Source organism: Planctobacterium sp. AWH2_060, assembly GCF_056158425.1.
Genome location: NZ_JBSWTG010000001.1, coordinates 948,385 through 960,255, shown reverse-complemented (window position 1 = coordinate 960,255; position 11,871 = coordinate 948,385). Strand labels below are relative to the sequence as shown.

The following is an 11,871-nucleotide window of genomic DNA, read 5'->3' as shown; positions in this document are numbered from 1 at the left end:
TAGACATTTGATAAGAGTATTAACACGCCTATGGCGATATTGGCTTCCAGACAAAAACTTTCCAGCGCAGATCTCAATAAATTGCGCTCATTAAAACCCGGTTTAACGGTAGATTTTCAGTTGAGCTTTCCCAACACAGTCAAACGGGTTCGTTCAGAGTTTATTGGGGCAGACGGGCGTAAAACCTTAATTTTTAAGTTTCCAGACGAAAAAAAGTTTGGGCCATTGCGCGATGGTTTATATGTAGATGGCCAGATAATCGTACGGCTGGTACTGGAAGACACAGGAGAGATAGTAGCGTTTAAAACTAAAGTCAAAGCTATCACTATGTCGCCAATTCATGCGGTGTGGGTGAATTTCCCTGAAGCCGTGCAGGTACAGGGGCTGCGCGCAGAAAAGCGTGCTCAAATCAGAGTGCCTTGTGATTTGAATGCCTTGCAATCAAAAATCTCGGAAGAGCATAAAAATCGTCTGGCCGAAGGCATGATCCTGGATATTTCCGGCAGTGGTTGCCGTGTCGGTGTACCCCGAAAAGGTCGGGAAAAAATTGAAGATAAACACATTTTGCTGGAGATAAGCGCACCAGGGAAACAGGAAGACTTCAGGTTTAAATCTGAAATCATGAATGTACGGATGGACGAACTGTATTTTTATTATGGTTTAAGATTCGAAGAGAAGAATCATTATACTGAAGCCTTACTTGAAAGGCTGATGGTCAGCACGTAAAAACAACTATTGCTCATGTAGTGCACATAATTTATGCTGCTGTCGGATTATAACAAAAAATTAACAAATCATGATTCAGCAAGTTCACCATCGACAGATAGATGCCTTACTCAATGAGTACGGTGAAAGCCATACCAATCGCACCAATATCGTTATACATGGAATTGCAGTACCGACAATTTATTGGGTTACCATTGCTTTAGTTTGGCTCATTCCAGTACCGGAGGTGCTGGCCTCCATGGATATCACTTTCGCCCATATCCTTATTATTCCTGCACTTTATTACTATTTTCGCTTATCTGGCCCCATTGGGGCCGCTATGACTTTACTGACTATAGCGGTGTTTCTCAGTATTGATGCCATGTATCAACTGGGCGTAGACATACTGCAATTTAGCATTGTCTTATTTGTTGCAATGTGGATTTTGCAGTTCGTCGGTCATCATATCGAAGGCAAGAAGCCTTCATTTTTTAAAGATCTGCAGTTTTTACTAGTAGGCCCGGCCTGGTGGTGGGTTCACTGGTTGAAGAGATTGAACATTCCGTATTAAATACACCTTCTCAAAATTATGCGACCAATAGCGTTTGTTGCAGGACAAGTAGCAAACGCTTTGCTGTTGGATAACGTATAATTTCTTTCAAATCATCAATGGAATAGTCGTTTGGTTAACTTGCACAAATTATTTGAAGACCGAGAGCGTTTGTTCTGGACACTGCACGTCGGTGGATGGGCAGGATTCGCACTGGTCTATTACATCGGCTCGTTTTTGCACGATATGCGGGCAGTGTGGATATTTGTCATTTTCCTGAATGCCATAGCAGGTTGTCTTATCAGCATCCCACTTCGTTATATCTATCAGAAAGTGGCGAAGCTTAATCCATGGCAAATGTTGCTGTCTGTTTTAATTGCGTGTTTTCTGTTTTCCCAGGTCTGGCAGGTACTTAAGAATCTACACTATTGGGAAATTTATAAGCATGGCTATCGTCCGGAAGAATGGTTTTATTATCTGAATGGCAGCCTCAATTCATTTTTTATTTTGATGTGTTGGACCGGGCTTTATTTTGGTATTAAAAACTACCAGTTGCTGCAAAAAGAAAAGCAAAACGCCTTGAAGTCCAGCGCCATGGCGCATCAGGCTCACATTAAAATGCTGCGTTATCAGTTAAATCCCCATTTTCTGTTTAACACTCTAAATGCAATATCGACATTGATATTAGTCAAAGAGAATAAAACTGCTGAAGAAATGGTCAGCCGTTTAAGTGACTTTTTACGTTACTCTCTGGACAAAGACCCCATTAAAAAAGTCCCACTGGAGCAGGAAATACAGGCCCTTGGACTCTATCTTGATATTGAAAAAGTGCGTTTTGATGAGCGTCTGGATGTGCAATGGAAAATTGATGAAGACACCAGTAAGGCATTGGTTCCCAGCCTGATCTTGCAGCCTTTAGTGGAAAATGCCATCAAATACGCGATCTCTAAAATGGAGCAGGGCGGAGAGATCTGCATTGCCACGCGTTTATTCGGTCGGGATTTATTGCTGGAAGTTGCCGATAATGGTCCTGGGGCGGATATTGTTAATGGTCAATTGCATCGTACCAACGGCGTGGGATTGACCAATATTCAGGAAAGATTACACTCTTTATATGGGCAGGATTATTCTTTCGTAGTGTCGCATAATGACCCTACGGGAATTAAAGTTAGTATCAGAATACCTTACGAATTGGTTGATAATGGATAGAAAAATAAAAGCAGTTATTGTGGATGACGAACCGCTGGCCAGAAAAGGGTTAGCCATTCGGTTGGGCGCTTTTGAGCATGTCGAAGTTATTGGGCAATGTTCCAGCGGTAACATTGCCGTTGATGAAATACCCAAACTTAAACCTGATCTGGTGTTTCTCGATATTCAGATGCCGGGTTTGAACGGGTTTCAGGTAATTAATAAACTGCGTGAGTCCGGCCAGCCTTTACCACTTATTGTGTTTGTGACTGCTTTTGATAGTTATGCCATCAAAGCCTTTGATATTCATGCTTTGGATTACGTACTGAAACCTGTGGATGATAAACGCTTAAGAGAGGCGCTAAACAAGGTAGAAGATACCCTCAGCCAGGCGCAAGAAGGGGCTCACAAACAAAAACTGGCCAGTCTGATTGCCGATTTCACGGGTGACGATTGCGAAGATATTTTGCGTAAATTAGCAGAAGGTGAGCCGATTTCGGCGAATCCGTATCCAACTGTGCTGGCAATCAAAGATGGCTCTGAAGTTACCAGAGTATCTGTTGATAGTATTCAATGGGTAGATGCTGCTGGTGATTATATGTGTGTGCACGCACAAGATGGCACACATATTATGCGTCGAACCATGAAAGAACTGATCGACGAATTGGATCCGCGTCGCTTCGTACGCGTGCATCGCAGCGCCATTGTGAACATCAATTATGTTAACAAGCTGATAAGCCATATCAGCGGCGAGTATCACTTAGTACTGCACAATGGAACGGAATTAAAAGTCAGCCGCAGCCACAGAGATAAAGTCAAAGAAATGATCAACGCCTGATAAGGCGTTGTGTTATTGACAAAAAGCTTCCAAAAATTAGTTTTATTGTTTTATGCCTTCTGCAGATAAATTCAATTAGCACATGCTAATTCAAATTGAATTCTACGAGTTTTATGAGCTAAACCATTTATCGAGGCAAGCACAAACGATCGCTAGCATTTAGAAGAGCAAATAGCGAGTTCTACTATCTATAAAGTTATTTCCCTTGCTACAATTATCTGACCGATTGATTTATAGCCAGATGGCTGGTTAACGGTATGTAGCCCGTAACAAACAGAGGCTGTAACACAATCACTAAAGCGCTGGTTAGCCCTTATATCCCTTACAAACTCATAGAACCTGCTCTCAGGTGACTTGTCTATTTTAGATGGTGGAATGACGGGGTTTATTGTGGCTAGTGCAATTTTTGTCACCTTCCTGTTGTCATCGTCGTGAAATTTCAATGTATTAACGTCTGTTGCAGCCAACTGTCTATCAGCCGCATTCAATGCGCTTTCTAAAGCGTTAAACGCTTTTCCCGGACCAAATAGTTTAGGACGTCTGGCTTTAGCCTCGATCAAAACAATTCGTCTGTCACTAAACAATGCTAAATCAAGTCTGCCTGTCTTGTTTCCTCTCAGAATAGGGACTTCTGCTGCTGGTAGATATTCTCTGTTATTGATTGCGTAAGCTTGTCTGGCTGCATGAAAAAGTAGTGGTGTTAAAGATATCTCCTTACTAGCGCTAGGAAGCGCTAAATCAGGAATTATCTGAACTTTTTCAAAATACTCTTCTAATAGCTTGGTTGTTGTCTCTAATAAAGGACGCAAAAACTTAAGTTTGTTTCCCGGATTATGGATGCTTCTGGTCATATTCCTGCAATAAAATATTTATGTTTGTAACTGAGTTTATTCAGTTACTTAGATGGATGGAATGGTGATTGGGCGAAACAAAGTAGTTTCTTTAACAGGGTAGTCGAATTTATATCAAAACTGAGTATACATTCAACCATCGCTTACAGAGTGTGGTTGAACCTTTTCAATCCAATTCATTTATTGCCATTCCAAATAAATCCTCGACTCAATAACTTACTGTTTTAGTTAGATTTATACAGTTTGTCATTAAAGTGTTTCAAATGTGTCAAAAAACACAGCTTGTAACATCTTTCACGGCTTTTGCAGTTTATCGTGATAAATCGACGGCTAACGGATTTAAACTTTTTTCTTTCTTTGATCGACCTATAGTGGCAACAGTTAAAGAAAAATTACCGGAACAATAATGGATATAACAAAAGCCGCCCTTAAAAATGCCTCCGGCGTCGCCATCGTCGTTGGCATAATCACTTTTTTAGGATTGTTCAGCTTGTCTGAGCTGCCAGTTCAATTGTTTCCGGATATAGAGCGCCCGAGGATCAGTATCCAGACTTCTTGGCGCGCTGCAGCCCCACAGGAAATTGAATCAGAAATTCTGGAACCCCAGGAAGAAGTACTGCAGGGCTTGCCAGGTATGAGAAGCATGTCCACCTTCGCTAATCAGGGTAACGCCTGGATTAACCTGGAGTTTGGTTTAGAAACCGATATGCAAAAAACCTTGATTGAAGTTATCAGTCGCATGAATCGTATCCCTCCCTTACCGCGTGATGCATTATCTCCTAATATCATGTTGGGTGGCGGTGGTGGCGGTCAGCCAGCGTTGACCTATTTCTTCTTACAAAAGTTACCTGGCAACAATAAGGATATTAAAGAATTTATTAATTACTTTGATGAAAGCATTAGACCACAACTGGAAGCCATACCCGGCGTATCTCGGGCTCAAATGCAGTCAGGTCGCGGCAGTGATGAAGAGTTCCAGATTGTCTTTGACCCTTATCGCGCTGCTGAGTTGGGCATTGATATCACCAATATTTCCCGCCTGTTAGGTTCTGCCAATGACGTTTCCGGCGGTTTTGTAGAAGTTGGACGTCGCAAATATACACTGCGTTTTGAAGGTAAGTATCAACCTCAGGAAATGGGCGAGCTAATTCTGGAATGGCGTAACGGCAGTCCTGTTAAGTTAAGTGACATTGCCGATATTCGTATCCAGGGCGGAGATGAAAACTATGTCAGCATTCAAAATGGCAATCCCGCAATCTCTATTCGCATTGATAAGGAAAATAATGCCAATGTGTTGGCCACCTTGCTGGAAGTTAAAGACAAGGTAAATGAAATCAACACCAATATGTTGAATCCTCAGCAACTTACCATGGTGCAATCTTTTGATGCTTCGGTTTTCATTTATCGAGCCATTAACCTGGTGAGCAGTAATTTAGTGATGGGTGTCTTCTTAGCGGTGGCGATTCTGTGGTGGTTTATGCGTCAGCGCCGCGCGACTTTGATTGTTGCCCTGTCTATCCCCATTTGTTTGCTGAGCACCTTTGTAGTGCTGCAAATTACCGGACGTTCCCTGAATGTAATTTCGCTGGCTGGTTTGGCATTTGCGGTGGGCATGGTACTAGACGCTGCCATTGTCGTGCTGGAAAACATAGTACGGCACAAACGAGAGATGTCCAATAGTACGGAAGCTGCTGAAAAAGCCACAAAACAAGTGTTCGGTGCTCTAATGGCATCTACTGCTACCACGGTGGCGATATTTATTCCGGTTATTTTCTTAAAAGACGTGGCAGGGCAGTTGTTCGCCGATTTAGCATTGACCATTGCTATTGCGGTAATTATTTCATTCGTCGTTGCTGTATCCATTTTACCGGTTGCTGCCAGTCGTTGGTTAAACAAAGAAATGCCAGAAGACAGACTAAAGCCCGTCTGGAATAAAATTACCAGCACAGTAATGAGAGCAACATCCAATAACAAAAAGCGCTTGGGCATCGTTGCTGTTTTGATGATCTTACCCATTACTGCAACAGTGATGCTGCTGCCTAAGCTGGATTATTTACCTCCGGTTAAGCGCGATGCCATTGATGCCTTTTTCAATTTCCCTCAGGGAGCCAGTAGTGAGTTTGTTGAAAAAGAAGTCATGGATCTGGTGGTTAAACGTTTGCAGCCTTATATGGGTGGCGAAAAAGAGCCTGCCCTTAAAAACTATTACATCATTACTTGGCCAAACGGCGGCACTATAGGTGCTCGCGCCAAAGATCAAAGTAAAGTGAAAGAACTGGAAACTTTGATGCGTGATGAAATCTTGAAAGACTTACCAGATACTCGCGCATTCGCCATGCAAGGTAATCTGTTTGGGGGATTTGGCAACGGCAGAAGTATTGATATTCGTCTGCAATCTACAGATACCGATGGTATGGCTGCCGCGGCTGTTATTGGTATGGATTTGCTAGAGGAAGCCTTTCCTGGTGCCAATGTTCAGGCACGTCCGGCACTGGAGCAAACCGAACCGCAAATCAGCTTGATTCCTAATGATTCCCGCATGATGGAAGTGGGTTACGACAGACCCCGTCTGGCAAATATCGTTCGGACAATGGGTGATGGCTTATACGTTGGCGAATACTTTGACGGTATCAAGCGCATGAACATCATTTTCCGCTCAGAACAATGGGCAACACCTGAAGAGTTAGCCGTTGTACCTATCATGACTCCATCGGGTGAAATGGTGCAACTTGGCGAATTAGCTGATGTCAGACGCACAGTGGGCCCCAGTCAGATCCAGCGTATAGATCGTCGTCGTACTCTGACTTTGTCCCTTAACCCACCAGAAAATATGTCTTTAGAAGAAGCAATGGAAATTGTTAAGGAGCAGGTCGAGCCGCATATTTTAGCTGCTATGCCTACTGATGGTTCTATCGCCTATGGCGGTTCAGCCAGTAGTCTGAACAATGTGATATCCACTATGAGCCAGAACTTCTTATTTGCGATGGCCTTGTTGTTCATCTTAATGGCGGGGCTGTTTAAGTCACCCAAAGATAGCCTGATGGTGGTATTAAGCATACCCCTGGCGACTGTCGGCGGTGTGATTGCCATGCAGTTGTTGAATTTAGTGACTTTCCAGCCATTAGATTTGTTAACCATGATTGGCTTCATAATTACCCTGGGGTTGGTAGTAAACAATGCGATTTTGTTGGTACATCAAACCCGCTTAGCAGAAAAAGAAGATGGATTAAGTCGTCGCGATGCCGTTGAGCAGGCCTTGTCTTTGCGCTTACGCCCCATCTTTATGAGCACACTGACCTCCATTTTCGGCATGTTGCCACTGTTATTAATACCAGGTGCCGGCAGTGTGATTTATCGCGGTATGGCCGCCGTCATTGTTGGCGGTATGACAGTCAGTACTGTGTTTACTCTGATTTTGTTACCTACTCTACTGCAACTGTCGGTCTGGAAGGCCTCAGAAACACCACAGGTTTCTGGTGGTGGTGTACTGCACAACGCAAAGAATCAAAAAATTAACGATAAAATATAATTAACAGGACAAGCATTATGAAAACTCTAATTCGTATCGCAATACCCGCTTTAATGACCCTGTCTTCATTAGCGGTGGCACAGGAAGAGCCAAAAGGGCCACCTCCGGCATTGGTGGAAGTGGATGACGTTAAAACCGAAATGGTATCTGAACAAATTTGGGTGCCAGGCACTGTAATGAGCCGCACCGATTCCAATATTGCCTCTGAAGTCGGGGGCAGAATCGAATGGATGGCTGATGTTGGTGAACTGGTTAAAAAAGGCCAGGTATTGGCGCAACTGGACGATGAATTACTGCAATTGCAGTTGGAACAAAATATAGCCGATATCGCCAAGTGGGAATCTCGTGTTGCCTTGCTGGAACGCAAAAAGGAACGCGTTAGTAAAATGGCTCAGTTGAATAATTCTTCACGCGATGAACTGGATGAGATTATTTCTGAACTGGAAGTGGCCCGTCAGGAAATCCAACAGTCGCGTATCAATAAAAGACAAACTGAATATCGTTTGGCACAAACTAAAGTAAAGGCACCATTTGATGCCATGGTGGTGGAACGTATTCAAACCCCAGGGGAATATACCTCTGTTGGCGCAGATTTGGTCAGAGTGGTTGATACCCAAAATATTGAAGCCAGTATTCGTGCCCCCTTGTCAGCTTCTCCATTTATCAGCCGCGGCCAGGAGGTTTTAGTTAAGAATCGCGTCAGTGAAAAAAGCGAAACAGTCCGCACCATTGTCCCGGTTGGTAATTCAGGCTCCAGAATGATGGAGATTCGGGTCGCGCTGAATCCAGGTGATTTTCCCATTGGCAGTGCGGTCAGAGTGGCATTACCTCATAGTGATGCGCACGAAGCCATTACGGTAAAGCGTGACGCTTTAGTGCTAAGACAAGCAGGTACATTTGTTTTTATCATCGACGAAGAAAATAAAGCCCATCAGGTTCCGGTAAGAACGGGCATTGGCATGGGAGAGCGGGTAGAGATCTTTGGTGATGTGCGCAATGACGACAATGTGGTTGTGCGCGGAGCGGAAAGGTTACGCGCCGGGCAAACCGTCAGATATCAGGAAACCACTGAGATCGCCCGAAACTAACTAATTAATTTGTTCTTGTTCCCTTCAGAACATTGCTTGCCGCTCTTATGAGCGGCTTTTTTATTCCAGGATGTCAAAAAACTCGGTTTGGATCTTAACCAGGTAAGGGTCTAACGGTTTTTGATTTTGCCAGGTTTCTTCAAGCGGCACTTCTACCAATTGTTGATTTTGCTCACCAATCATAATGCCGGTTTTTCCGGCTATGGCACATTCTACCGCGTAAGCCCCTAATTTAGTGGCCAGGATACGATCTTGAGGGGAAGGTGAACCACCTCGTTGGATATGCCCCAGCACCACTGGACGGCTTTCAATATCTAATTCATCATTTATCTTGTTGGCAAGGGCGGTAACCCCGCCAGGCCAGAGGTTTTCGGCCACCACCACGATATAGCTACATTGCCCCTTTTTCTTGCGCGTGGTTTCGATACGTGCCACCAGGTTTTTAAACGCAGCTTCGTTATCATTGTTTATTTCGGGCAACAGTACTTGATCAGCACCAGAACTTATCGACGCACTTAAACCGATAAAACCCGCATGTCTTCCCATGACTTCAATGAGAAAGACACGCTCAAAAGCATCCGCTGTATCACGAATTTTATCTATAGCATCTAGTGCGGTTTCAATGGCGGTAAAATATCCAATGGTTGCATCTGTACCATAGATATCATTGTCGATGGTGCCAGGTAATCCAATTACCGGTTTAGACCAAAATTGCTGCAGGTGGTGGGCACCGTGAAAAGAACCGTCACCACCAATAACCAGCAGGGCTTCTATGCCCAAAGCTTCAAGGTTGTTTGCCGCTTTTAAAGCTGCCTGCTCAGTTTTAAATTCAGGGCATCGGGCGCTGTGTAACAGGGTACCGCCATTTTGAATGATGTTAGCCACCATCTCAGGCGTTAATTCAACGTGCTCGCTGTCCAAAAGCCCATAGTAACCGTGACGGAATCCCACCACTTGTATTCCGAAATGTTCGGCGGTGAGTACTATGGCTCTGATGCAGGCATTCATGCCTGGCGCATCTCCGCCCGAGGTCAGAACTGCTATTCGTTTCATAAATAATTGTAGGGTCGATTCGCCATGGATAATAAAACTATATGGCGATATGTAGGAAAATGACAACCCTAATTAATCCGTATTCCGGCTTTTAGGCTATAAACACCGACTCTGAAACAAAAAAGTAGTAATAGTTCTGAAATTGATTCACTTAAGTATCTTGTAAGAAAGCATGTATTTTAAACAATTTAGGTATTCACTGGGTGTACACTGATAGCAATGATTACAAGGACATCAAACCCATGAAAAAGCTGATAGTTATTTTGTTAACGCTGTTGATGACGGCCTGTAGTTCTCAGTTTGCTTACAATAATCTCGACTGGCTAATTCATTGGTACCTTGATGATTATATTGATCTCACTAAACCCCAGAAAACGCAGTTTGATGAGCAGTTCGCGATCTGGCATCAGTGGCATCGCGAGCAGGAGTTGCAGATTTATGTAGCGCATTTGCAGCAGATAAAGGCGCAGTTAGGTAACAATGAGTTAAGCCCTCAAATGATTCAGGCTCATTTCGAACAAGCGCGAGGGCACTGGGAAAGGCTAAGACAACAAATAACGCCTGATATCGCAAGGCTTTCTGAGGCATTGAATAAGGAGCAGGTAGAAAAGCTGTTTGCTGAACTAGAAGAAAAAAACAGCGAAGCAGAGCAAGAGCGCCTGGCTATGGAAGAGCAGGAGTTACAAGCCTTATTTGAAGAACAGTACAATGACAGATTGCGGGATTTTTTTGGTCGCTTAACCGATGCTCAAGAGGTTTTAGTTGCAGCAGCCGCCAAAGAAGTAAAATCTAACCGAATAGAGTGGATTATTTATAAACGCAATGTGCAGCAAAATGCTAAACAGTTACTTCTTAGTAGAGACAGTAATCCAAATTTTGTGAATGATTTTACGGCGTTGTTGCAAAATCCTGAACAATATCAGCACGCAGTCTATGTTGAAAATATGCAGCATAATCGGCAGGTGTTCTCACAATTACTTTTTGATGTTGTTAACACTCTGAGCGATAAACAAATGCGGCGTTTGGTCAGAAAAATTGATGGCTATATTGAAGACTTTACGGAGCTAGCCGAAGACGTTTAAAACCGCTGGTTACGGCAACTGGAAGAGGGTAAACTCCGCCTCCTGAATTTTATTGTCGACTCTGCCATGGAATATCGCCCTTTATTTGGTTTTATGTTGTCACTCCTTACTGCTGTGATGTGGGGAGTCTTACCCGTTTTTATGCTGTTAGCATTGCAAACGATGGATCCAATTACGGTAAGCTTTTATCGCTTTCTGTTTGCTTTTATCTTTGTTGCGGCGATGATCACATGGCGCAAGCAATGGCCCATCCGACGCCAGTTTGAACAAAGGCGAGGTGGGCTGGTGATTTTGGCCGGATTAGCGCTGTCAGCGAATTACGTAGGCTATGTAAAAAGTCTGGAATACCTGCATCCCGAATCTGCTCAGGTCATTATTCAGATAGCTCCCTTCTTATTGATGTTGGGGGGCTTTTTGTTCTTTAAGGAAAGCTTTACCCGGTTGCAATTTGTTGGCACTTTGTTGTTGCTGACAGGGTTTGTGTTCTTTTTCGATAATAAATGGCAGGTGCTGTTTAGCGGTTCGTCAGGCTATACCATAGGTGTGTTGCTCATGTTGTTTGCTGCCATAACCTGGGCCGTGTATGCCTTGCTGCAAAAAAGCCTGCTAACTCATTTTACAGCCAGACAAATGACCTTAATTTTTTATGGTTTTGGTGCGCTAATGTTGCTGCCGATGTCAGCGTTGGCGGATATTTTTAACTTGACCTGGTTAAGCGGGCTGGCACTGTTGTTTTGTTGTATGAACACTTTGATAGCCTATGGTAGCTTTACCAAGGCCATGTCGATTTGGGAAGCCTCAAAAGTGAGTGCCGTCATCGCACTGGCACCGATTTTCACCATACTGAGTACCAGTGTCGCAGTAGCGATAAACCCAGAGTTTTTTGAGTATTCCGATCTGACAAAACTCGCCTACCTGGGCGCTTTTATGGTGGTTCTTGGCTCTATGCTTACGGCACTAGGTAGGAAAAAGCTTCCGCAATAACCG

10 protein-coding genes are annotated in these 11,871 nt (G+C 43.7%); 8 read left to right on the top strand and 2 right to left on the bottom strand.

Annotated elements, in window-relative coordinates; translation table 11 throughout:
• Nucleotides 1-30 precede the first annotated feature (30 nt).
• The 4 genes from ACXAD8_RS04230 (at nucleotide 31) to ACXAD8_RS04215 (ending at nucleotide 3,281) form a co-directional block, all read left to right on the top strand.
• Nucleotides 31-726: a flagellar brake domain-containing protein gene (locus ACXAD8_RS04230; protein WP_475225294.1), complete on the top strand. Its 696-nt coding sequence runs from the start codon at nucleotides 31-33 to the stop codon at nucleotides 724-726.
• A gap of 70 nt (nucleotides 727-796) precedes the next feature.
• Nucleotides 797-1,276, top strand: coding sequence for an Mpo1 family 2-hydroxy fatty acid dioxygenase (locus tag ACXAD8_RS04225; protein ID WP_475225292.1), 480 nt, complete (start codon nucleotides 797-799; stop codon nucleotides 1,274-1,276).
• A gap of 111 nt (nucleotides 1,277-1,387) precedes the next feature.
• Nucleotides 1,388-2,464, top strand: coding sequence for a sensor histidine kinase (locus ACXAD8_RS04220; protein ID WP_475225290.1), 1,077 nt, complete (start codon nucleotides 1,388-1,390; stop codon nucleotides 2,462-2,464).
• Nucleotides 2,457-3,281: a LytR/AlgR family response regulator transcription factor gene (locus ACXAD8_RS04215; protein ID WP_475225287.1), complete on the top strand. Its 825-nt coding sequence runs from the start codon at nucleotides 2,457-2,459 to the stop codon at nucleotides 3,279-3,281. Before ACXAD8_RS04220 ends, ACXAD8_RS04215 begins: the two co-directional genes overlap by 8 nt.
• Nucleotides 3,282-3,469: 188 nt before the next feature.
• On the opposite strand, the gene ACXAD8_RS04210 is transcribed toward ACXAD8_RS04215, so the two are convergent.
• On the bottom strand, nucleotides 3,470-4,132 hold the full coding sequence (locus ACXAD8_RS04210) for a hypothetical protein (RefSeq protein WP_475225285.1): 663 nt from the start codon (nucleotides 4,130-4,132) through the stop codon (nucleotides 3,470-3,472).
• 406 nt (nucleotides 4,133-4,538) lie between these two features.
• Here ACXAD8_RS04210 and ACXAD8_RS04205 point away from each other — a divergent pair, with 406 nt between their 5' ends.
• Nucleotides 4,539-7,661 (top strand): efflux RND transporter permease subunit, encoded by a 3,123-nt coding sequence (locus ACXAD8_RS04205; protein ID WP_475225282.1) that lies wholly within the window; start codon nucleotides 4,539-4,541, stop codon nucleotides 7,659-7,661.
• A gap of 17 nt (nucleotides 7,662-7,678) precedes the next feature.
• On the top strand, nucleotides 7,679-8,749 hold the full coding sequence (locus ACXAD8_RS04200) for an efflux RND transporter periplasmic adaptor subunit (protein WP_475225280.1): 1,071 nt from the start codon (nucleotides 7,679-7,681) through the stop codon (nucleotides 8,747-8,749).
• 60 nt (nucleotides 8,750-8,809) lie between these two features.
• Here the strand turns inward: ACXAD8_RS04200 and ACXAD8_RS04195 are convergent, their stop codons facing one another.
• The gene (locus ACXAD8_RS04195; protein WP_475225277.1) at nucleotides 8,810-9,802 is read right to left on the bottom strand and encodes an ATP-dependent 6-phosphofructokinase; all 993 of its coding nucleotides are present in this window, start codon (nucleotides 9,800-9,802) and stop codon (nucleotides 8,810-8,812) included.
• Nucleotides 9,803-10,044: 242 nt separating this feature from the next.
• On the opposite strand from ACXAD8_RS04195, the gene ACXAD8_RS04190 reads away from it, so the two are divergent.
• Both ACXAD8_RS04190 and ACXAD8_RS04185 read left to right on the top strand, forming a co-directional pair.
• Nucleotides 10,045-10,884, top strand: a complete 840-nt coding sequence (locus ACXAD8_RS04190) for a DUF6279 family lipoprotein (protein ID WP_475225274.1) — start codon at nucleotides 10,045-10,047, stop codon at nucleotides 10,882-10,884.
• 66 nt (nucleotides 10,885-10,950) lie between these two features.
• Nucleotides 10,951-11,868, top strand: coding sequence for a DMT family transporter (locus ACXAD8_RS04185; RefSeq protein ID WP_475225272.1), 918 nt, complete (start codon nucleotides 10,951-10,953; stop codon nucleotides 11,866-11,868).
• Nucleotides 11,869-11,871 lie beyond the last annotated feature (3 nt).

Bases quoted from the DNA above. Each gene is read 5' to 3' on its own strand.
- ACXAD8_RS04230 (WP_475225294.1), top strand. From the start codon at position 31: ATGGCGATATTGGCTTCCAGACAAAAACTTTCCAGCGCAGATCTCAAT.
- ACXAD8_RS04225 (WP_475225292.1), top strand. From the start codon at position 797: ATGATTCAGCAAGTTCACCATCGACAGATAGATGCCTTACTCAATGAG.
- ACXAD8_RS04215 (WP_475225287.1), top strand. From the start codon at position 2,457: ATGGATAGAAAAATAAAAGCAGTTATTGTGGATGACGAACCGCTGGCC.
- ACXAD8_RS04210 (WP_475225285.1), bottom strand. From the start codon at position 4,132: ATGACCAGAAGCATCCATAATCCGGGAAACAAACTTAAGTTTTTGCGT.
- ACXAD8_RS04205 (WP_475225282.1), top strand. From the start codon at position 4,539: ATGGATATAACAAAAGCCGCCCTTAAAAATGCCTCCGGCGTCGCCATC.
- ACXAD8_RS04200 (WP_475225280.1), top strand. From the start codon at position 7,679: ATGAAAACTCTAATTCGTATCGCAATACCCGCTTTAATGACCCTGTCT.
- ACXAD8_RS04195 (WP_475225277.1), bottom strand. From the start codon at position 9,802: ATGAAACGAATAGCAGTTCTGACCTCGGGCGGAGATGCGCCAGGCATG.
- ACXAD8_RS04190 (WP_475225274.1), top strand. From the start codon at position 10,045: ATGAAAAAGCTGATAGTTATTTTGTTAACGCTGTTGATGACGGCCTGT.
- ACXAD8_RS04185 (WP_475225272.1), top strand. From the start codon at position 10,951: ATGGAATATCGCCCTTTATTTGGTTTTATGTTGTCACTCCTTACTGCT.